The following is a 20,585-nucleotide window of genomic DNA, read 5'->3' as shown; positions in this document are numbered from 1 at the left end:
CCCAGTAGGCTGGCGGGGTGTTTGAATCCCTCTCCGACCGGTTGACCGGTGCCCTCTCCGGGCTTCGCGGCAAGGGCAGGCTGACCGACGCCGACATCGACTCCACCGCGCGGGAGATCCGGCTGGCCCTGCTCGAAGCCGACGTCTCCCTTCCGGTGGTGCGCCAGTTCGTGGCCCGGATCAAGGACCGCGCCAAGGGCGCCGAGGTGTCGGCTGCGCTGAACCCCGCGCAGCAGGTCATCAAGATCGTCAACGAAGAGCTGATCGCGATCCTGGGTGGCGAAACGCGCCAGCTGGCGTTCGCGCGCACCCCGCCGACGGTCATCATGCTGGCGGGTCTGCAGGGATCGGGTAAGACCACGCTGGCGGGGAAGCTGGCCAAGTGGCTCAAGGGCCAGGGGCACACGCCGCTGCTGGTGGCCTGCGACCTGCAGCGACCCGGCGCGGTGAACCAGCTGCAGATCGTCGGTGAACGCGCCGGGGTCGGAGTCTTTGCGCCCCACCCGGGCACCGCGCCCGGCGCCGAGGAGATCAAGGGCACGGCAGATCCGGTCGCCGTCGCCGCGGCCGGCCTGGCCGAGGCCAAGTCCAAGCTCTACGACGTCGTGATCGTCGACACCGCGGGCCGACTGGGCATCGACGAGGAGTTGATGAGTCAGGCCGCGGCCATCCGCGACGCCGTCGATCCCGACGAAGTGCTGTTCGTGCTCGACGCCATGATCGGCCAGGACGCCGTCACCACCGCCGAAGCGTTCCGGGAGGGCGTCGGCTTCACCGGTGTGGTCCTGACCAAACTCGACGGCGACGCCCGCGGTGGCGCCGCGCTGTCGGTCCGCGAGATCACCGGTGTGCCGATCCTGTTCGCCTCGGCGGGGGAGAAGCTCGAGGACTTCGACGTCTTCCACCCCGACCGGATGGCCGGCCGCATTCTCGGCATGGGCGACGTGCTCACTCTCATCGAGCAGGCCGAACAGGTCTTCGACGCCCAGCAGGCCGAGGCTACCGCCGCCAAGATCGGCAGCGGGGAGCTCACCCTCGAGGACTTCCTCGAGCAGATGCTGGCCATCCGCAAGATGGGGCCGATCGGCAACCTGCTGGGCATGCTGCCCGGCGCGGGCCAGATGAAGGACGCGCTGGCCGCCGTCGACGACAAGCAACTCGACCGGGTGCAGGCGATCATCCGCGGCATGACGCCGGCCGAGCGGGCCGACCCCAAGATCATCAACGCGTCCCGGCGGCTGCGCATCGCCAACGGCTCGGGGGTGACGGTCTCGGAGGTCAACCAGCTCGTCGACCGTTTCTTCGAGGCCCGCAAGATGATGTCGCAGATGGCCGGGCAGATGGGAATGCCGTTCGGCCGCAAGAACAATCGCAAGGCGGCGAAGGGCAAGAACAAGAAGAAGAAGGGCGGCAAGGGGCCCACCCAGCCCAAGGTGCGCAACCCGCTGGGTGCCGGGATGCCCGGGCTGCCGGCCGGCTTCCCCGACCTGTCGAACATGCCGAAGGGTCTCGACGAACTGCCGCCGGGGCTGGCCGACATCGACCTGTCGAAGTTGAAGTTCCCCAAGAACTGATGACCGTGGCGGCCGGCACCCCCTTGCACGTCCGCGGTCGCGGGCTGCCGGACGGCGAGCCCGTCGAGTGGTGGATCGTCGACGGCCGGCTCAGCGCCGAACCGGTCGCCGGTGCCGAGACCGTGTTCGGAGCCGATGGGGACGACGGCTGGGTGCTGCCCGGGCTGGTCGACGCCCACTGCCACGTCGGTCTCAGCGCCCAGGGCGAGGTCCCGCTCGACGAGGCCATCGAACAGGCCGAGACCGAGCGCCGAGCCGGAGCGCTGCTGCTGCGCGATGCCGGCTCACCGACCGACACCCGCAGCCTCGACGAGCATCTCGACCTGCCGCGCATCATCCGCGCCGGACGCCACCTGGCCCGGCCCAAGCGCTACCAGCGCGGGTTCGCCCTCGAACTCGAGGATCCGTGGCAGCTCCCCGACGCGGTGGCCGCGCAAGCCCGCTGGGGTGACGGCTGGGTCAAGCTGGTGGGGGACTGGATCGACCGCGACACAGGGGATCTCGCACCGTTGTGGTCCGACGACGTGCTCGAGGCTGCCATCGACGCCGCGCACGCCAACGGCGCCCGGGTGACCGCGCACGTGTTCAGCGAGGACGCGTTGCCGGGCCTGATCAAAGCCGGTATCGACTGCATCGAGCACGGCACCGGTCTGACCGAGGACACGGTGGACCTCATGGTCGAGCACGGCACCGCGCTGGTGCCGACCCTGATCAACATCGAGAACTTCCCCGGGATCGCCGAATCGGCGCACCGCTACCCCCGCTACCAGAAGCACATGCGGGCACTGCACCGCACCTGCCGGGAGCGCATCGCGGCCGCCCGCGAGGCCGGAGTGCCCATCTTCGCCGGCACCGATGCGGGCAGCGCGGTCGCCCACGGGCGCATCGCCGACGAGGTGGAGGCACTCAAGGGCATCGGCATGACACCGACCGAAGCGCTCGGCGCGGCGTGCTGGGACGCCCGGCGGTGGCTGCGTCGTCCGGCCCTGCGCCACGGCGAGTCCGCGGATCTGGTGTGTTTCGCCGAGGACCCCCGCACCGGTGTGGCGGCCTTGTCGAATCCGGCGCGGGTGATCCTGCGCGGGGTCGTGTACTAGTGCTGTAACTGCCTACGGCTGCGCGAATCCCCAGTCCAGCAACCGGATTGCGTGATCATAGAGATCCCCGGTGCCATACATCTGCACGACGACCAGGCGGCGGTTGCCGCGCTGCGCCGCACCGACATAGGTCTTGCGGGCCAGGTTCGTGAAGCCGGTCTTACCGCCCAGGTTGCCCGGATAGCGCGTCAGCAGCTGGTTCTGGTTGTGGATCGTCTTGCCGGGGAACTGCGCCGACGGCGATCGCATGATGTGGGCGATCAACGGATACCGCAACGCCGCACGCATGATGACGGCCAGATCGTGCGGTGTGGTCGACGATTCCCACCCGGGTCCGTCCAGCCCGGACGGCGAGGACGCCTTGGTGGCCCGTGCGCCGACGAGGGCGGCCTTGCGGTTCATCGCGGCGACCGCGACGCGTTGCCCACCGAGCATGTCGGCCAGCATGTTGGCCGCATCGTTGCCCGACACCATCAGGATCGCCTCCACCAACTGACGGGTGGTATAGGCCTGGCCGGGTTTGAGTCCCACACAGGAACATTCGACGTCGTCGTGGGAGGTGTTGGCGCGCGCGAAACTCTCCGGCCGCAGATGATCGAGTGCCACCATGGCCAGCAGCACCTTGATCGTGCTGGCCGGGGCGTACCGGCCGTACGGGTCGCGGCCCGCCAGCACCCGCCCGGTGTCGAGATCGGCCAGCAAGAACGCCTTGACCGGACCTTCGGGAACCGCTTGCACCGCAGCAGCTTCCGCCGGCTGCGCAGTGGCAGGGGCAGGCCCGGCCAGGGAGGCGGTCGGCAGGGTCACACACAGGGCGAGCGCCAACCCCGCGAACCGTCTTCGCACGCCTGGCGACGTTAACCGCGCCCGGACTCGAACAGCGCGCGATCAGGTCTCCATCTGATATCGACTGCGCGCGTCGGCTTTCGGTTTCAGAGTCGACTGACACCCGGATTGGGACCCAGCGCGAAACCCCAGTCCAGCAGCGCCGTCGCCTGATCCCAGTACGTCGGTTGGCCCTCGGCGTTCACGCCGTACATCAGCGCAACCACCAGGTGCCGGCCGTTGCGCTCGGCTCCACCGACGAAGGTCTTGCGCGCCAGGTGGGTGTATCCGGTCTTGCCGCCGAACGTGCCCGGATAGCGATGCAGCAACTCGTCCTGGTTGACCAGTACGCGGTCCCCGGTCGCGGTGGGGAACACCGCCGAAGGTTGCGCAGTGATCTGCGCGAAGACCGGATTGGCCATCGCGGCCCGGAAGATGACGGCCAGATCCCGCGGCGACGACCAGATGTCGATGCCCGGTCCGTCCAGCCCGGACGGGGAACCCGCGCGGGTGGCGTGCGCGCCCAGCGCCGCGGCCTTGGCGTTCATCTTCGCCACCGCGACGTCGTGCCCGCCGAGCATGGTGGCCAGCGTGTTGGCGGCGTCGTTGCCCGAGACGAGCAGCAGTGCCTCCAGGAGCTGCCGGGTCGTGTAGGTCATCCCGGGGGCCACCCCGGCGCAGTTGCAGACCACCCGGGTGTCGGCTTCGTCGGCGACGACGGTGGCGTCCAACGGCAGCTCGTCGAGCACCGTCTGCGCCAGCAGCACCTTGATGGTGCTCGCCGGCGCGTGCCGGCCGTCCTGGTCGCGTCCGGCCAGGATCGCGCCGGTGTCCATGTCCGCCAGGACCCAGGCCTGCGCCGGCCCGTCGGGCACCGGAACCGAACCCGCGGGCTGGCTGACCGCCGCTGCCGGTACCGCGGTGGCCGAAGGAGCGGCGAGCGTGGAGGTGCCCGCGGCGAGGCAGAGCGCGAGACCCAGGCTCGCGAGCAGTCGTGCCGTCATGACGGTCGAGTGTAAGCACGGACGTGACCGGACCCCGATCGTGTTCAATCGAGCCTGTGATGACCCTCGAAGAGATCTCCGACCGGCTGGAGATCCAGCAGTTGCTCGTCGACTACTCCACGGCCATCGACCAGCGGCGCTTCGACGACCTCGATGCGGTGTTCACCGGCGACGCCTACATCGACTACCGCGTCTCGGGTGGCATCGACGGCCGCTACCCGGAGGTCAAGGCGTGGCTCAAAGAGGTACTGCCGAACTTCCCGGCCTACTACCACATGCTCGGCAACATCGACGTGCGTCTGGACGGCGACCGGGCGAGCGCCCGCGCGATCTGCTTCAACCCGATGGTGCTCGGTGGCGAGGCCGGTCAGGACCAGATCTACTTCGTCGGAATCTGGTACGTCGACGAGTTCGTCCGTACCGCAGACGGGTGGCGGATGAGCCGGCGCGTCGAGGAGAAATGCTTCGACAAGCTGATCTGACTCAGCGCACGACACGGCGGGCCGCCGCGCCGATGACCCTCTTGAGTCGGTCGGACACATACACCGACACCACCGTGTTGAAGATGTCCTCGCGTAGCCGCGTCAGCGTCGAGCTGGTGAAAAGCCAACTACCGTCCACCTTTTGGTAGGTCTCGGTGTAGTGGCCGTAGCCGCGCAGGTTGACGCCCGGACCCAGGCGCACCACGTCCTCCAGGGCCCAGACCCCGGTCGCCGTGGTCGGTGAGGTCAATTCGATCTCGGGGGCGTGCACCTGGTGCACCGTGGCCCGGTCGCCGAGGCTGCGTCGGGTGAAGTCCACGAACTCGTCGGCCCCGACGATCACCTTGCCGCCCGCGGTCGAGGTGTCGCTGCGGAAATCGGCGGCGAACAACGCGCGCCACCGGGACCACTGCTTGGTGTCCAGCAGCCGGCAGTAGCGGGCCTTGAGCGTCTTGATCGCTTCGATCTCCACCAGCGCTGCGGCCGCGTCTGTCACGGTTGGCAGCATACGGCGATCGTCGTGAGCCGTTCACGACGATCATGTAGTGATTGACGGCATGAACGCGCCGCCCGTCGAAGTCCCGCTCAAGACGATCCTGCGTGCCCTCGAAGATGCCGATCTGGCGGCCCTGACCGCCGCGGTGCACCCTCTGTCGGCGATCGACGTCGTCGGCTTGCTCGAACGCCTGGACCGGCGGCAAGCGGCCGTGCTCTACCGGGTGCTGCCCAAGGACCGGGCCCTGCAGGTCTTCGAACTGCTCGACCCGTCGTTGCAGCGCGACATCGTCGACGGCCTGCAGGACGACGCCGTGGCGGCTCTGTTCGCCGACCTCGAGCCCGACGACCGCGTGGAACTGCTCGACGAACTGCCGGCGACGGTCGCAGCGCGTCTGCTCCGGGGCCTGCCCCGGCGCGAGCGCGATCTGACCGCGGACATTCTCGGGTATCCGCAGGGCTCCATCGGCCGCCGGATGAGTCCCGAGTTCGTCTCCGTGCGGTCCACGATGACCGCCGCCGAGGCCCTGGATCGGGTGACGAGCCGGTTGGGTGACGCCGAGACGATCTACACGCTGCCGGTCGTCGAGGACGAACGGATGGTCGTCGGTGTGGTCAGTCTGCGCGGGTTGCTGGCCGCCGAGCCGCAGACGCCGGTCGCCGAGATCATGTCGCAGGCACAGTGGGCGCGCGCGACGGATACCGCCGAGAGTGCCGCGCGCCGCTGCGCGGACCTCAAGATGCTCGCCCTGCCCGTGGTGGACAACGAGACCCGCCTGGTGGGGATCCTGACCGTCGACGATGCACTGCGCATCCTCGAGACCGCCGAGTCCGAGGACCAGGCCCGCCTGTCCGGCACCGAACCGTTGCGCCGGCCCTACCTGACCGCCCCGGTGATGAACCTGGTCCGCTCACGGGTGGTGTGGCTGCTGGTGCTCGCGATCGGTGCCACGCTGACCGTGCAGGTCCTCGAGGTGTTCGAGAACACCCTGTCGGAGGTGGTCACCCTGGCGCTGTTCGTGCCCCTGCTCATCGGCACCGGCGGCAACACCGGCAACCAGGCCGCGACCACCGTCACCCGGGCGTTGGCGCTCGGGGACATCGGCCCGGCCGATCTGGGCAAGGTGCTGTTCCGGGAGGTGCGGGTCGGGTTGGCGCTCGGCCTGCTGCTCGGCGGCCTCGCCTACGTGGTGACCGCCCTGATCTACGGTCCCCAGATCGGCACGGTGATCGGCCTGACCCTGGTGAGCCTGTGCACGATGGCCGCGACCGCCGGGGGCGTGATGCCGCTGGTCGCGCGCGCCATCCGGGTGGATCCCGCGGTGTTCTCCAACCCGTTCATCTCCACGTTCGTCGATGCGACGGGACTGCTCATCTACTTCAGCATCGCCAAGGTGGTGCTCGGGATCTGACGGCGCGATTTCCGCTGCGCACCGACGTTCTGGCACAATGGGCCGCTGTCCACGTGCGGCTTCCCCTCTGCGGGGATGGGCCGTCCGGAGGTCACACACGTAAGGCAAAACCGGATCGGGCAACCCGCCCGCATCGCTGAATTGCAGCGTGGCAATCGCAGTAGGAGTAGTCGTTCATGGCTGTCAAGATCAAGCTCACCCGGCTCGGGAAGATCCGCAATCCCCAGTACCGCATCATCGTCGCCGATGCCCGCACCCGTCGTGACGGACGTGCCATCGAGGTCATCGGCCGCTACCACCCCAAGGAAGAGCCCAGCCTGATCGAGCTGAACTCCGAGCGCGCCCAGTACTGGTTGGGTGTCGGTGCACAGCCCACCGAACCCGTGCTGCAACTGCTCAAGATCACCGGCGACTGGCAGAAGTTCAAGGGCCTGCCGGGTGCCGAGGGCACGCTGAAGGTCAAGGAACCCAAGCCGTCCAAGCTGGATCTGTTCAACGCCGCGCTCGCCGAGGCCGAGGGTGGAGCCACCACCGAGGCGACCACGCCGAAGAAGAAGAAGGCACCCGCCAAGAAGGCCGCCTCCGACATCGAGGCCACCGCCGATCCGGCCGGTAACGCCGACAAGTCCGAGGCCGCCGCCGAGGGCGAGGACGCCACCGTCGCCGGTGCCGCCGAGGCCGCGGGCGAGTCTGCACCGGCCGAGAGCTGAGCCCGCGATGAGCTCTGTCGTCGTTGACGCCGTCGAGCATCTGGTCCGCGGCATCGTCGACAACCCCGACGATGTGCGCGTCGACATGGTGACCAACCGCCGGGGCCGCACCGTCGAGGTGCACGTGCACCCCGACGATCTCGGCAAGGTCATCGGTCGCGGCGGACGCACCGCCACCGCGCTGCGCACCCTGGTCGCCGGTATCGGCGGCCGCGGCATCCGGGTCGACGTGGTCGACACCGACCGCTGAGGTCGGGTCACCCCGCAACACAGGTCACACGATGGAACTGGTGATCGGGCGCGTCGCCAAGGCGCATGGTGTCACCGGTGAGGTCGCCGTCGAGGTCCGCACCGACGATCCCGAGGGACGCTTCGTCGCGGGCGCGACCCTGCACGGGCGCGCCCCGAAAGGCGATGCGCGCCGCGACTACGTCATCGAATCGGTGCGCTCGCACGGAGGCCGGTTGCTGATGCGGCTGCAAGGCGTGACGGACCGCGACGGCGCCGACGGTTTGCGCGGCACGTTGTTCGTCGTGGACTCGGCGGATCTGCCACCGATCGACGATCCCGACGAGTTCTACGACCACCAACTCGAGGGCCTGGCCGTGTGGACGGTCGCGGGTGTCCACGTCGGCACGGTGGCGGAGGTGTTGCACACCGCGGGAGGGGAATTGCTCGCCGTGCGCACCGAGACCCGTACCGAGGTGTTGGTGCCGTTCGTGTCGGCGATCGTGGTGTCGGTGTCGCTGGACGAGCAGAAGATGGTCATCGATCCGCCCGAGGGCCTGCTCGATCTCTAGAGAGGCGAAACCGTGCGGATAGACGTCGTCACGATCTTCCCCGACTTCCTGCAGCCGTTACGACAATCGTTGCCCGGCAGGGCGATCGAGGCCGGCATCGTCGACCTCGCGGTGCACGACCTGCGGGACTGGACACACGACGTCCACCGCTCGGTCGACGATTCCCCGTACGGTGGCGGTCCCGGCATGGTGATGAAGGCCCCGGTGTGGGGTGCGGCGCTGGACGACATCTGTTCCGAGGAAACACTTCTGGTCGTCCCCTCGCCGGCCGGGCGGCTGTTCAAGCAATCGGTGGCCCAGCGCTGGAGCGCCGAATCGCATCTGGTGTTCGCGTGCGGACGTTACGAGGGCATCGACCAGCGGGTGATGGACGACGCCGCACGGCGGATGCGCGTCGAGGAGGTCTCCATCGGTGACTATGTGCTGCCGGGCGGCGAGTCCGCCGCGGTGGTGATGATCGAAGCAGTCCTGCGGTTGCTGCCCGACGTACTCGGCAATCCCGCGTCCCACCAAGACGATTCGCACTCCGACGCCGTCGGCGGTCTGCTCGAGGGGCCCAGCTACACGCGTCCGGCGCGGTGGCGCGACCTCGACGTCCCCGAGGTGCTGCTGTCGGGAGACCACGCACGGATCGCCGCGTGGCGACGCGAACAGGGTCTCCGACGCACCCAGGAACGGCGGCCCGACCTGTTGGCCTAGATATGTCCCTCCGGGAACAGGATCCGCACCGCGTCGGTGATCGTCTGCCGCGCCGTGTCGGCATCGGTGGCCTGCATCGAACCGATGGCCAGCACGTAGCGCCGGTCGGCGCCCACGACACCGGTCGACAGGTGCATCCAGTCGGCGCCCACACAGCACATCCAGCCCTGTTTGACGGCCACCTGCTCGCGCGGCAGTCCGTCCGGGATGCCGAAGCGCTGCGGGTAGACCCCACCGGGCACCATGCCGTCGGGCGCGGTCGGCGTCCAGGCGGCGAGGTTGTCCAGGATGATCTCGGCCTGCTGAGCCGGTAACCCGCCGGTCCCCGACAGCAGCATGTCGTAGTACCGGACCAGGTCGGTGGCGGTGCTGGTGGTGTTGAACCAGCGCCCGTTGCCCGGTGGCCGGGTGGCACTGAGCCCGTAGCGCTCGACCACCCGCTCGACGATCGCGGTGCCGCCGCTGCGGTTCCAGAACACCTCGGCGGCACTGTCGTCGGAGGAGCGCAACATCACGTCGAGGGAACGGCGGTCCTGCGGAGACAGTTCGGTCTCGCCGCGGGCCACCTGCAACAGCAGATCGTCGGCGATGAAGACCTTCACCACCGATGCGATCGCGATGGACCGGCCGGGGTCGGTGGCCACCAACTGGTCGGTGTTGCGGTCCAGCACGGCGGCGGTGAGGTCGGCCCCGGCCGCGGCCGCTCGCGCGGTGGCCAGCTGTTCACGTTCGGCCAGCGCGGTGAACGTCACCGCCGGTTCGTCGGGGGCCTGCTCCGGTAACGGCGCCATACCGCCGAGTGGGGCGACGACGGTCACGTGCGGGCCGGCCGACGCCGGTGTCGGGGACGGCAGCTGGGCGTGGCACCCGCCCAGGGCCAGGGTGCTCACCGACAGCGCAACGGTGGTCGAGACCAGCCTGTAGGGCCGCCGTCGCATCGGTCGCCTCCAAGAACCTCGAGATCGCTCCCCGCCCTACGGGGTCCCATTTCCCATCTGCCCCGTGCGCACCAGGTTAGACGTATCGGTGCCGGTGTGCTCTGATGCAGGGGCGGATCACAGGAAGCTCGCGCGATTTCGGGGATCGGGTCTTCGTCTGGCACAATTGGGCAGTTGTCTGTGCACGGCGGGGACGGATTCACCGTTCCGCTGCACGACCGCACCCCAGACGCCGAACAATTCGGCTCTGCGCGTCAGCACGACGTCGCGCGAGCCGCGATCGACAAGGAAGTGTCCCGATGAACACGCTCGATTTCGTCGACCAGACGTCGTTGCGCAACGACGTCCCCGATTTCGGCCCCGGCGACACCCTGAACGTCCACGTCAAGGTCATCGAGGGCACCAAGGAGCGCGTCCAGGTCTTCAAGGGCGTGGTCATCCGTCGTCAGGGTGGCGGGGTCCGTGAGACCTTCACCGTCCGCAAGGAGAGCTACGGCGTGGGTGTCGAGCGCACCTTCCCGGTGCATTCGCCCAACCTGGACCGCATCGAGGTCGTCACCCGCGGCGACGTGCGCCGCGCCAAGCTCTACTACCTGCGCGAGCTTCGCGGCAAGAAGGCGAAGATCAAGGAGAAGCGCTGACCCGCCCGCCGGCCGGGTCCGCAACGTGCGCTGACTAGTCTGATCTCGTGACCGGACCTGCCGCGCCCGACGACTCCTCACCCGATCGCACTTCCGAGACCGCCGACGCGGTGGATCGCGACGACGTCCGCGACGGCAAGAAGTCCGACAAGAAGAAGGGCGGCGCGCTCCGCGAGGCCGCAATCCTCGTCACCATCGCGGTGGTTCTCTACTACGTGATGCTGACGTTCATCGCGCGGCCGTATCTCATCCCGTCGGAGTCGATGGAACCGACCCTGCACGGCTGTGACGGCTGCGTCGGCGACCGGATCATGGTCGACAAGCTCAGCTACCGCTTCTCGTCCCCCCAACCGGGGGACGTCGTGGTCTTCAAGGGCCCCCCGAACTGGAGTATCGGCTACCGGTCGATCCGCTCGGACAACACCGCGGTGCGCTGGGTGCAGAACGCGTTGTCGGTGATCGGTTTCGTCCCGCCCGACCAGAACGACCTGGTCAAGCGGATCATCGCCGTCGGAGGCCAGACCGTTGCGTGCCGTGTCGACACCGGCCTGACCGTGGACGGCAAGCCGCTCGAGGAGCCGTACTTGGATCCCGACACCATGAACGCCGATCCCGCGGTGTACCCGTGTCTGGGTAGTGAGTTCGGCCCCGTCACCGTCCCGGAGGGCCGGCTGTGGATGATGGGCGACAACCGGACCCACTCCGCGGACTCCCGCACCCATTGCGCCAACGAACCCGAAGACGCGCAGCGCGGCCTGTTGTGCACGGGAGACCCGGTGCCGGGCACCATCCCGGTGGAGAATGTGATCGGTAAGGCACAGTTCATCGCCTGGCCGCCGTCGCGGTGGGGTGGAGTGAGCTCGTTCAACCCGCAGACCTGAGAAGGAGACCTCGGACTTGCGTGCTGCGTGGCCACCGCGTGCGGTGATCCGCAAATCGTCCGGCTTGCGCACCCTGGAGTCGGCGCTCTACCGGGCGGGCCTCGGACCGGTGGCCGGGGTCGACGAGGTCGGGCGCGGGGCGTGCGCCGGGCCGCTGGTGGTGGCGGCGTGCGTGTTGGGCCCCAACCGCCTGGAGAGCCTGTCGGCGCTCGATGACTCGAAGAAGCTCGGCGAAGCCGAACGTGAACGGTTGTTCCCGCTGATCCGGCGCTACGCCCTGGCCTATCACGTGGTGTTCATCCCGTCGGTCGAGGTGGACCGGCGCGGGGTGCACGTGGCCAACATCGAGGGGATGCGACGCGCGGTCGCGGGCCTGTCGGTGCGGCCCGGGTATGTGCTCTCCGACGGGTTCCGGGTGCCCGGGTTGCCGATGCCGTCGCTGCCGGTGGTCGGGGGAGACGCCGCGGCCGCCTGTATCGCCGCGGCCAGCGTGCTGGCCAAGGTCAGCCGGGACCGACTGATGGTCGCGATGGAGGACGAACATCCCGGGTACGGCTTCGCCGACCACAAGGGCTACAGCACCCGTGCCCACAGCGCGGCGCTGGCGGCGCTGGGTCCGTCCCGGCAGCATCGGTATTCGTTCATCAACGTGCGGCGGTTGGTGACCTGCGACGCGGATGCAGGTGCATCGACCGCCCCGGAATGGGAACCCGGGGGGCATGCCGATCTCACGTGCGGGAGGATGGGCCCGTTGGGCCCGATGGACTCCGATCTACATGAAGGACAGCTGAGCCGATGAGTGCCGAGGATCTCGAGAAGTACGAAACCGAGATGGAGCTCTCGCTCTACCGTGAGTACAAGGACATCGTCGGGCAGTTCAGCTACGTCGTGGAGACCGAGCGCCGCTTCTACCTGGCCAACAGCGTCGAACTGCTGCCCCGTAACGCCGACGGCGAAGTCTATTTCGAGCTCCGGCTCGGCGATGCGTGGGTGTGGGACATGTACCGGCCGGCGCGTTTCGTCAAACAGGTGCGCGTGATCACGTTCAAAGACGTCAACATCGAAGAGGTCGAGAAGCCCGAGCTGCGCCTGCCGGAGTAGTCAGCCCACGCGCGTCAGCTCGAACGGCATCCGGATGTTGAGCGACCGGTTCACCCCACACGCGCCGCTGGGCCCGATGGTCTGATCCCACCCGCGCAGCCGGTCGTGCCGATCGGGGGCGTCCAGCCGCCCCGCCCAGAACGTGAAGGTCTGCTCGCCGGGCGCGGTGCTGCCGTCGGGACACCTCTGCCACCCCGCCACGACGTGCGTGGTGCGCCACCGCTGGCTCTGGTAGACCAGTTCCGCGGTCCACCCCTGATCGCTGACCACGGTTCCGGTGCAGTCCTGGAACGTGGTGCACGACGAGGTCACCGTCCACGTCGCCACGACATCCTCGCGGTAGACCATGATCTCGTTGGTCTTGGCCCACAGCCCGTCCGAGCGCGCGGTGAACGTGCCGTTGAGGGCAACGTCCGGGGACGCCGGCGCGGGCACGGCGCCCACCAAACCCGCGGCGGCGGCGACGACCGGGCACCACAACGCGGTGGTCAGGGCGCGGCGGGCCACACCAGGTCCTTCCAGTCCTCGGCGGGAGCGACCAGGTCGGTCTGTTGGGGGGCGGTGCCGTCGGCGGTGGCGACGCGACCGGTTTGCGGGTCGTAGGTGGCCACCCCCAGCGGCGGGGGTGGCGGGGTGCCCTCCCGTGGCGCGAAGATCCGTTCGTCGCGGGTGACGCGCCCGTCGGGCGCCACGCCCTGGCCGACCAGATTCGGGTCGAACGGGTAGGGTCCCAGCGCGTGCTGACGGGCCGCCAGCGGTTGAAAAGGTCTGTCGCTGTTGCACAATGCGACGGTCGGGGCCCGCTTGCCGGGGACGTCCATGCACGGCAGGTTGCGGACGCCGCGTACCGCGATCGGAGAGTCCTGCGGCAGCTTGCAGTACAACCCGTCCGGGGTGTCGATGGTCGAGGTGTCGGCGGGTGAGCGCCACGCCGAGGGCGGCAGGAATCCGACGGTGCAGGCGGGCGGGTCGTCCACGGAGATCCGGAAGTCGCCGACCGGGATGCCGGTCGCGTTGTTGGAGCCGACCGCGGACTGGTAGAACGCCGACGCAGGCGGCAGGAGCACCAGTAGCTGTTCGAGTCCCGGCCGGTAGGTCAGCGCGACCTGTCCGAGCGACGTGAGGTTCGCCAGCAGCACCGGCAGTGTGGGTCGGACCACCTCGAGTAGTCGTGTGACCTCTTGTGCGGCAGGTGTTCCCGTGTGGAGGACGGTGCGGATCTCGGGGTCGCGGACGACCAGCTGGGCACTGACCGCGGCCAACCGGGACGACCAGGTGGCCAACGCGTCGGCGCTGCGGATCTGGCCGTCGAGGACCGGCGCGGTGTCCTCGACGAGCCGGGCGGTGCGCTCGGCCGTGGCCGCGGTGTCCGCGGCGACCCGCGACGTCGATTCTGCCAGCGTCTGCAGGTCGTAGCCGGCGCCGTGAAACGCGAGGAACGACTCGTCGAGCAGCGTGTCGAGTTCGTTCTTCGGGATGCTCGTGATCAGCGCGCTGACCCGCTCGATCATGGGCGCCACGCGCTGCGGCACCGTGACCGCCGAGACCGGGATGACGGCGCCGTCGGCGAGGTAAGGCCCTGAGCGACTGTGCGGTTGCAGGTCGACGTACTGTTCGCCGACCGCGGAGACGCTGCGCACCTCGGCGTGCAGATCGGCCGGCACCCGCGGTGAGGTGGCCAGCGACAACGTGGCGACGGCCCCGTCGCGGTCGACGTCCATCGCGGTCACCTCGCCGATCTGCACGCCGCGGTAGGTGACGTTGGCAAACCGGTACAGGCCGCCGGCCTCGGGCAGTTGCAGCGTCACCTCGATCCGTCCGAGACCGAGCAGCGTCGGCACACCGATGTACTGCACCACCATCGCCGTGACACCCACCAGCGACGCGATCGCAAAGAGCGTCAACTGGATTCGGACACCGCGGGTGAGCATCAGCGACCGCCCTCGGGGAGGCGGTCGGGTCCCCTCACCCCGGGTGGCGGTGCGACCGCCTCACCGCGCGCGTTCTTGGAGTAGAAGGAGTCGTAGCCGGGGTCGCCCGGTGCGGGCACCAGTGGTGCGTTCTCGTCGCCGAAGGAGGTGCCGGCCAGTAGGCCGCGTTTGAATCGGCTCAGCGTCAGGTCGACGGTGACGAACAGGTTCATGTAGTCGCCGCGCACCCCGCGGTCGATGATGTTCTGGTTGAGCGGGAAGGTCAGTGCGTAGCCGAGCCCGGTACCGATGTCGGGTCCGATGTCGGCCAGGGCCCGAAACACCGGTTCCAGGCTGCGCAGGTTGCGCACCGCATCGGTCTGCACGGTGTCGATCACGGTGACGGCGGCGTCGCTGAACCGGCGCAGCGCAGCGAGTGCGTCGACGAAGTGGGGCCGGGTCCGCAGCAGCGTGTCCAACGCCGCCGGGATCGTCTGCAGTGCCGCGGTGACGACGTCCTCCTGGTCGACGAGCGTCGCCGAGAACCGGTTCAACTCGGTGAGGGTGGCGAGGACGTCGTCGGTCTGGTCGTGCAGCACCGCGACGAAATCGTTCAGCCGCGTCAGCAGGTCGCGGATGTCGCTCTCCCGGCCGGTGAACATGTCGTTGAATGCGACGATCACATCGCCTAGTTGCCCGAGACCGCCACCGTTGACCACTGTCGACAGTGCGGAGAGGGTCTGTTCGGTCGACGGGTACGTCGCGGAGCGGTCCGCGGCGATCGTGGTTCCGGGGGTCAGCACCCCGACGGGTGGCTCGCCGGCGGGCGGTGCGAGTTCGAGGTGCATGGAGCCGAGCAGGCTGGTCTGTCCGACGGTGGCGACGGCGTTGCCGGGGATCTCGACGCCGGGCCGCACCCGGATGCCGACCTCGGCGTGGCGGTCGACGACCCCGATGGTGCTGATGCTGCCGACCACCACATCGTCGATCATCACCGGTGAATTCGGTTCCAGCGTACCGACATTGGCCAGCTCGATGGTGTAGCGGTAGGCCTGGTCTCCGGCTCCGACGGTGCCGGGCAGCGGTAGCGAGTTCACCCCCTGGAATGTGCAGGCGGTGGCGCCGACTGCGAGGACCAGTCCGAGCGTGAAGACGCGGCCGATCACGGTGTGGCCCCCTCGGCCGGTAGCAGCAGGTCGGGCAGTGCGGGGGTGGGGCGCTGATACGCCGAGTCGCGTGCGGCGACATCGGTTGCCTCCGATGTGGTGCCGGGACCGCCGGGCCGCAGGTGGGGTTCGCTGTAGATCAGCTTGCTGTCCGAGGGCACCGGGGTCAGCAGCGGGTTGACGGGGAACGGCAGATAGTTGAAGTTCACGGTGTCCAGTCCCGGTCCCAGATACTGGGCGCACAGCTTGCCGGTCTCGGCAGCGGTCACGTTGCCGAGTGCGCCGAGCATCCCGCAGAAGAACGCGGTGGGGTCGGCCATGTTGTTGAGCACGAAGACACCGCTGGCGCCGCCCGTGCGGGGGTCCATCATGTTGTAGGCGTTGGCCATTGCCGACGGGGCGACGTGCAGCACCTGTTCGAGGTCGGCGCGGTGGTCCACGAGGTTCTGAGTCACGGCGGCCAGTCGGGTGACCTGCTCGCCGGTGCGGTCCCGGGTCTCTGCGACGAAGCGACGCACCTCGCCGACCGCCTCGGCGAGGTGGACCAGCGCGGCGTCGAGGTCGCTTCGGCTGCCGTCGAGGACGCTGCTCAGCGTCGCGAGGCGGTTCTGGAACGCCACGATCTGTTCGTTGGTGTCGCGTAGCACAGCGACGAATCGGCCGAGGTTGGTGATGATCGCGCTGATGTCTCCACTGCCGTCGGCCAGTACTCGGCTGATTCCGGCCAACTGCCGCAAGGTGTTGCGGAGTTTCTCGCCGTTGCCGTCCATCGCGTCGGCGGCACTGGCGATGAACCGGCCGACCGATCCGGTCGGGTTCTGTTCGACCGGTCCGAGGTCGGAGGCGAGGCGGTCGAGTTGCTCCTTGACCTCGTCCCATTCCACCGGTACCGCGGTCCGTTCGCGCGGGATCACGGCGGGAGCGGGCAGGGCAGAGTCGTCCCGCCCGCCGGCGGGGGTGAGTCCGACGAAGCGCGCCGACACCAGGTTCGGCGCCACGATCACCGCGTTCGCGTCGGGGGAGACCCGCACCCCGTGGTCGATCTCCAACCGGAACACCGCGTCGGGTCCGTCGGGTTCGATGGAGGTGATCGTGCCGACCCGCACGCCCGCGATGCGGACGTCGTCGCCAGGGTAGATCCCGTTGGCGTTGGCGAAGATCGCCGTCAGCGTCGTGGGCGGGAACAGGCGCGCCGCCACCACATAGCTGACCGATGCGACGAGCAGGATGCTCAGCATGACCGCGGCCGCCGCCGCCGACCTTCTCATCGCGGCGGCCGTTCCGGAATGCCGTTGCGGGGGAACGGCAATTCGGCACGCGGGCCGGCATTGTCGGGCGGTTGGCCGGCGTCGACACCGCGCCGGAAGCCGAACGCGTAATCCAGGAACGGCTGCAGGATCGGGGGCAGATCGAGGTTGGGGATGTACGCCGAGTAGTACGGACCGCTGGCCACGGTCTCGCCGAGGGTGACCTGATACTTCGCCAGGCGGGGCAACGCCAGGGCGATGTTGTCGCGCTGGCGCTCCAGCATGGCCAGCACCGTGTTGAGCCGGTCCAGCGTGGGCGCGAGTTCGGCCTGGTTGTCGTGCACCAGTCCGGTCACCTCGCGCGCCATCGACGAGGTGTGGGCGAGCAGTTCGGCGATCGTCTGCCGACGGTCTGCCAGCATGCCGACCAGGTCGTTGGCGTTGAGAATCAACGCCGCCACGTCCTCGCTGCGGCGGGCGAGGACGTCGGTGACGTCACGGCCGCCGGCGAAAAGAGCGCTCAGCGCGGAGTTGCGGGCGTTGAGGGCTTCGGAGACGCGGGCCAACCCGTCGAATGTGGGACCGAGTTGCGGCGCGATCTGATCGATGGTGTCCGACAACGTGTTCAGCGCGGTGTTGAGGCGGTCGGTGTCGGTGCCCGTGGTGTTGGTGGTCAGGTCGTCGAGCGCCTCGGTCAGTGCGTAGGGCGAGGAGGTGCGGTTGACCGGGATCACCGACATCGGGGACAGAATGGTCTCACCTGACGATTCGAGGGCCAGGACACGTTGTCCCAGCAGCGTTCCGGTGCGGATGTGCGCGGTGGTCTGTGCCATCGGCGGGGTGGCGCTGTCCACGGTGAAGGTGACCAGCGCGTGCGGATCCTGCAGTGCCACGGCCGTCACGCTGCCGACCGTCATGCCCGACATCGTCACGTTATTGCCGACGGCCAGCCCGCTCAGATCGGTGAACACCGCCTGGTACCGGATCGAGGTGGCCCACGCGGTGATCCGTTCCGGCGCGAGGCCGACGGCGATCACCAGCACGATGAGCGCCGTCCCGATGAACCCCGAGCGGGCGATGCCGGTGCGCCGGTATCTGAGCATCAGTTCTCTGCACACCTTCCGTTGTCCTGGCGGAACACCGGGAACGAGGCGGTGCGCCCCTCCAGGTCGGTGACGCGCACGCCCAGCGAGCAGATGTAGTAGTTGACGAAACTGCCGTAGGCGCCGATACGCACGAGTTTCCGGAAGTTCTCCGGTGCTTTGGCGATGGCCGTTTCGACCCGGTCGAGCTTGCTCTCGATGTTGGGTGCCAGCCGGTGCAACTCGTCGACGGATTCGGCCAGCGGTGTCCTGGTCTCGACGAGCAGGTCGGTCAGGGCGGCGGTGCCGTCGGCGAGCGCGTCGATCGCCGAGCCGATCGGTTCGCGCTCGACCGCCAGCTCGGACACCAACTGCTGCAGTCGCTGCACCGCGGTGGAGAACTGATCGCGCTGACCGGCCAGGGTCGACAGCGTGCTCTGCAGGTTCTCGATCAGGTCTTCGATGGTCTGGTTCTTGTCGGCCAATGCCTGCGAGAACGACGACGTCCGTGCCAGCAACGATTCCAGGGTGCCGCCCTGGCCCTGCACGATCTGGATGAGAGAGGCGCTCAGTGCGTTCACCGCGTCGGCGTCGAGTCCCTTCAGGACGGGTTCGAGTCCGCCGAGCAGCAGGTCGAGGTCCAGCGCCGGGGCGGTACGTTCGGCGGGGATCTGGGCGCCGGCCGGCAGGATCTCCGTGGAGCCGGTGTCGTCGACCAGCTCGAGGAACCGGTCGCCGACCAGGTTCAGGTAGCGCACGATCGCCCGCGTGCCGACGGTCAACGCCACCCGCCGATCGGCGTCGAAGGTCACCACCACCGTCCTGTCGGGCTGCATGACCAGGTCTTGGACCGCACCGATCCGCACCCCGGCGAATCGGACCGACTCGCCTGCGCGGAGGTTCGAAACATCGGTGAAGACAGCAGAATACGAGTGTGTCGGACCGGATCGGTACTGTCCGAACACCGCGAACAGACATGCGGTCAGCACCGACATCGTCATGACGAAGACGGCGAACTTGACCGGCACCCGCCGGGAACCGATCATCCGGGCTGTCCGATCTGCGCGCTGTTGCGTGGAGGACCGTCGATCGGTCCGAACATGATCTGCTTGAGCAGGTCGGAGTTCACGATCGGGCCGCGGTTGCCGTACTTCCACGGGTTGGCGCCGGTATCGGCGATGACGAACGGTGGGGCCTTGCCGTAGGGGATCTTCGGCAGATCCGTGCATTGCGGGCCACCGGAGGCGGCCACCTTCGGCAGATCGGCGGGGTAGCGGTAGCGGTCTTGGCCCCAGAAGAAGCCGGCGAGCACCTCGACTCCGGGGACGTCCAGTGGCGGGTTGTTCGCCATCACGGTCAACGAGCCGAGCCCACAGGTCAGTGCGGGATGGTAATCGGCGACCGTCTCGGTGACCGGCGCCAGCAGTCGCAGCACCTCGGCCAGCGGACTCACATTGTCGTCGAGGACCCGGGTGCCGAGATCACCGAGGCCGACAGCGCTGACCAGCAGGGCATCCAGATCTGTTCCGGTGTCGACGAGCGTGGCGCCGATCCGGGTCGCATCGGCGACGAGCGACAGCAGATCGGGTGCAGCGTCGGCGTAGGCGGAGAACACCGTCGGCGCCGCCCGCAGGTCCTGACGCAGCGCCTCGAGGCTCGGGTTGATCCGTGCCAGAGCGGAGTTGAGGTCCGACAGGCTCCGGCCGACCATCTCGCCCCGCCCGCGCATGGCGTCGGCGATGGCGCCGAGGGTCTGGTTGAGCTTCTCGGGTTCGATCGTCGAGAGCACGGACACCAGCTGCTCGAACAACGTGTTGACCTCGAGCATGACCCGATCAGCGGGGAGGACCTGACCCGCCCGGATCGGGGCGGCCGAGGCGTTCGGCGGCGGCACCAGCCGGACGACCTTGGCCCCGAATACTGTCGTCGAGGCGATGTCGACCCGGACATCTTCGGAAACGATGTCCTGCCGGGACGGCTCGATGGCCAGATGCAGCGCCGCCATGCCGTTGTCGAGATGATCGATCGACTCGACCTTGCCGATCGCGACACCGTGAAGTTGCACCTTCGCATCGGGGTTCATGACCAGCCCCGCCCGCGGTGAGATCACGGTGAGCGCAATGGAATCGGAGAATTCATCCTGGAACAGGGCTGCTGCGATTCCGGTGACCCCGACCGCCGCCGCCAGCGAGACGAGACCGACCAGCGGCCGCAGCAACGACGCTCTCATGCGCGCACCACGAAGTGCGTGGGCGGTGTCCCTGCAGTCAACGAGTCTCCCGTTTTTGGGAAGGAAGGGCCCAGCGGGGCCGTGGAGAGGCGCCGAACAGTCGACGGCACAGTCGAAGAAACGTGATCGTTGAATTCAGGTCAGCGCGGCGGCGGGATGCCGGTGAGGCTGCACAGACGAGACGATGCGTCGACGCCGGCGGTGCCGGTGGTGCCGGCCGTGCTCGGGTGCGTCATCACGAATCCTCGGATCATGCGCGAGGTAGAACCTAACGTTTGCTCCGGAAAGCTA

24 protein-coding genes are annotated in these 20,585 nt (G+C 68.6%); 13 read left to right on the top strand and 11 right to left on the bottom strand.

Going from position 1 to position 20,585, the window contains the following annotated elements:
* Positions 1-17: 17 nt before the first annotated feature.
* Both ffh and ACAG25_RS21820 read left to right on the top strand, forming a co-directional pair.
* Positions 18-1,574: a signal recognition particle protein gene (gene ffh / locus ACAG25_RS21825; protein ID WP_370490569.1), complete on the top strand. Its 1,557-nt coding sequence runs from the start codon at positions 18-20 to the stop codon at positions 1,572-1,574.
* Positions 1,574-2,671 carry an amidohydrolase family protein gene (locus tag ACAG25_RS21820; protein WP_370490568.1) on the top strand — a complete coding sequence of 366 codons (1,098 nt, stop codon included), beginning with the start codon at positions 1,574-1,576 and terminating at the stop codon, positions 2,669-2,671. The genes ffh and ACAG25_RS21820 overlap by 1 nt, the downstream gene beginning before the upstream one ends.
* Before the next feature lie 12 nt (positions 2,672-2,683).
* On the opposite strand, the gene ACAG25_RS21815 is transcribed toward ACAG25_RS21820, so the two are convergent.
* Both ACAG25_RS21815 and ACAG25_RS21810 read right to left on the bottom strand, forming a co-directional pair.
* A complete protein-coding gene (locus ACAG25_RS21815) occupies positions 2,684-3,517 on the bottom strand; it encodes a D-alanyl-D-alanine carboxypeptidase family protein (protein ID WP_370490567.1) in 834 nt (277 codons plus the stop codon).
* Positions 3,518-3,603: 86 nt separating this feature from the next.
* Positions 3,604-4,500, bottom strand: a complete 897-nt coding sequence (locus ACAG25_RS21810; RefSeq protein WP_370490566.1) for a D-alanyl-D-alanine carboxypeptidase family protein — start codon at positions 4,498-4,500, stop codon at positions 3,604-3,606.
* Between the two features lie 56 nt (positions 4,501-4,556).
* On the opposite strand from ACAG25_RS21810, the gene ACAG25_RS21805 reads away from it, so the two are divergent.
* Positions 4,557-4,982 (top strand): nuclear transport factor 2 family protein, encoded by a 426-nt coding sequence (locus ACAG25_RS21805; protein ID WP_370490565.1) that lies wholly within the window; start codon positions 4,557-4,559, stop codon positions 4,980-4,982.
* A 1-nt stretch (position 4,983) separates the two neighbouring features.
* Here the strand turns inward: ACAG25_RS21805 and ACAG25_RS21800 are convergent, their stop codons facing one another.
* Positions 4,984-5,478 carry a nuclear transport factor 2 family protein gene (locus ACAG25_RS21800; protein ID WP_370490564.1) on the bottom strand — a complete coding sequence of 165 codons (495 nt, stop codon included), beginning with the start codon at positions 5,476-5,478 and terminating at the stop codon, positions 4,984-4,986.
* Positions 5,479-5,539: 61 nt separating this feature from the next.
* Here ACAG25_RS21800 and mgtE point away from each other — a divergent pair, with 61 nt between their 5' ends.
* The 5 genes from mgtE (at position 5,540) to trmD (ending at position 9,098) form a co-directional block, all read left to right on the top strand.
* Complete coding sequence (gene mgtE / locus ACAG25_RS21795; RefSeq protein ID WP_370490575.1) at positions 5,540-6,889, top strand: magnesium transporter; 1,350 nt, start codon at positions 5,540-5,542, stop codon at positions 6,887-6,889.
* Positions 6,890-7,065: 176 nt separating this feature from the next.
* Positions 7,066-7,599 (top strand): 30S ribosomal protein S16, encoded by a 534-nt coding sequence (gene rpsP, locus ACAG25_RS21790; RefSeq protein ID WP_370490563.1) that lies wholly within the window; start codon positions 7,066-7,068, stop codon positions 7,597-7,599.
* 7 nt (positions 7,600-7,606) lie between these two features.
* Positions 7,607-7,849, top strand: coding sequence for an RNA-binding protein (locus ACAG25_RS21785; protein ID WP_098004435.1), 243 nt, complete (start codon positions 7,607-7,609; stop codon positions 7,847-7,849).
* Between the two features lie 31 nt (positions 7,850-7,880).
* Entirely contained in the window at positions 7,881-8,399 is a 519-nt protein-coding gene (rimM, locus tag ACAG25_RS21780; RefSeq protein WP_370490562.1) for a ribosome maturation factor RimM, read from the top strand.
* 12 nt (positions 8,400-8,411) lie between these two features.
* On the top strand, positions 8,412-9,098 hold the full coding sequence (gene trmD / locus ACAG25_RS21775; RefSeq protein ID WP_370490561.1) for a tRNA (guanosine(37)-N1)-methyltransferase TrmD: 687 nt from the start codon (positions 8,412-8,414) through the stop codon (positions 9,096-9,098).
* On the opposite strand, the gene ACAG25_RS21770 is transcribed toward trmD, so the two are convergent.
* Positions 9,095-10,036 carry a serine hydrolase gene (locus ACAG25_RS21770; RefSeq protein ID WP_370490560.1) on the bottom strand — a complete coding sequence of 314 codons (942 nt, stop codon included), beginning with the start codon at positions 10,034-10,036 and terminating at the stop codon, positions 9,095-9,097. The genes trmD and ACAG25_RS21770 overlap by 4 nt on opposite strands.
* A 174-nt stretch (positions 10,037-10,210) precedes the next feature.
* On the opposite strand from ACAG25_RS21770, the gene ACAG25_RS21765 reads away from it, so the two are divergent.
* The 5 genes from ACAG25_RS21765 to ACAG25_RS21745 are packed head-to-tail and all read left to right on the top strand — an operon-like array spanning position 10,211 to position 12,659.
* Positions 10,211-10,339: a hypothetical protein gene (locus tag ACAG25_RS21765; RefSeq protein ID WP_370490559.1), complete on the top strand. Its 129-nt coding sequence runs from the start codon at positions 10,211-10,213 to the stop codon at positions 10,337-10,339.
* Positions 10,336-10,677 carry a 50S ribosomal protein L19 gene (gene rplS, locus ACAG25_RS21760; protein ID WP_370490558.1) on the top strand — a complete coding sequence of 114 codons (342 nt, stop codon included), beginning with the start codon at positions 10,336-10,338 and terminating at the stop codon, positions 10,675-10,677. The genes ACAG25_RS21765 and rplS overlap by 4 nt, the downstream gene beginning before the upstream one ends.
* A gap of 47 nt (positions 10,678-10,724) precedes the next feature.
* Positions 10,725-11,558 (top strand): signal peptidase I, encoded by an 834-nt coding sequence (lepB, locus tag ACAG25_RS21755; RefSeq protein ID WP_370490557.1) that lies wholly within the window; start codon positions 10,725-10,727, stop codon positions 11,556-11,558.
* Between the two features lie 16 nt (positions 11,559-11,574).
* Positions 11,575-12,357: a ribonuclease HII gene (locus tag ACAG25_RS21750; protein ID WP_370490556.1), complete on the top strand. Its 783-nt coding sequence runs from the start codon at positions 11,575-11,577 to the stop codon at positions 12,355-12,357.
* Positions 12,354-12,659, top strand: coding sequence for a DUF2469 domain-containing protein (locus tag ACAG25_RS21745; RefSeq protein ID WP_370490555.1), 306 nt, complete (start codon positions 12,354-12,356; stop codon positions 12,657-12,659). The genes ACAG25_RS21750 and ACAG25_RS21745 overlap by 4 nt, the downstream gene beginning before the upstream one ends.
* On the opposite strand, the gene ACAG25_RS21740 is transcribed toward ACAG25_RS21745, so the two are convergent.
* The 7 genes from ACAG25_RS21740 to ACAG25_RS21710 are packed head-to-tail and all read right to left on the bottom strand — an operon-like array spanning position 12,660 to position 20,294.
* Positions 12,660-13,166, bottom strand: a complete 507-nt coding sequence (locus tag ACAG25_RS21740; RefSeq protein WP_370490554.1) for a hypothetical protein — start codon at positions 13,164-13,166, stop codon at positions 12,660-12,662.
* Positions 13,148-14,590 carry an MCE family protein gene (locus tag ACAG25_RS21735; protein WP_370490553.1) on the bottom strand — a complete coding sequence of 481 codons (1,443 nt, stop codon included), beginning with the start codon at positions 14,588-14,590 and terminating at the stop codon, positions 13,148-13,150. Before ACAG25_RS21735 ends, ACAG25_RS21740 begins: the two co-directional genes overlap by 19 nt.
* Positions 14,590-15,735 carry an MCE family protein gene (locus tag ACAG25_RS21730; protein ID WP_370490552.1) on the bottom strand — a complete coding sequence of 382 codons (1,146 nt, stop codon included), beginning with the start codon at positions 15,733-15,735 and terminating at the stop codon, positions 14,590-14,592. Before ACAG25_RS21730 ends, ACAG25_RS21735 begins: the two co-directional genes overlap by 1 nt.
* Complete coding sequence (locus tag ACAG25_RS21725) at positions 15,732-17,003, bottom strand: MCE family protein (RefSeq protein WP_370490551.1); 1,272 nt, start codon at positions 17,001-17,003, stop codon at positions 15,732-15,734. The genes ACAG25_RS21730 and ACAG25_RS21725 overlap by 4 nt, the downstream gene beginning before the upstream one ends.
* Positions 17,000-18,085, bottom strand: coding sequence for an MCE family protein (locus ACAG25_RS21720; protein ID WP_370490550.1), 1,086 nt, complete (start codon positions 18,083-18,085; stop codon positions 17,000-17,002). Before ACAG25_RS21720 ends, ACAG25_RS21725 begins: the two co-directional genes overlap by 4 nt.
* On the bottom strand, positions 18,085-19,110 hold the full coding sequence (locus ACAG25_RS21715) for an MCE family protein (protein WP_370490549.1): 1,026 nt from the start codon (positions 19,108-19,110) through the stop codon (positions 18,085-18,087). The genes ACAG25_RS21720 and ACAG25_RS21715 overlap by 1 nt, the downstream gene beginning before the upstream one ends.
* Positions 19,107-20,294, bottom strand: coding sequence for an MCE family protein (locus ACAG25_RS21710; RefSeq protein WP_370490548.1), 1,188 nt, complete (start codon positions 20,292-20,294; stop codon positions 19,107-19,109). The genes ACAG25_RS21715 and ACAG25_RS21710 overlap by 4 nt, the downstream gene beginning before the upstream one ends.
* Between the last annotated feature and the right edge of the window lie 291 nt (positions 20,295-20,585).

Origin of the sequence: Mycobacterium sp. pV006 (assembly GCF_041287115.1) — a bacterium.
Lineage (GTDB): Bacteria > Actinomycetota > Actinomycetes > Mycobacteriales > Mycobacteriaceae > Mycobacterium.
Note: the sequence above shows the minus strand (reverse complement) of the source record. Positions and strands in the feature narration are given on the sequence as shown.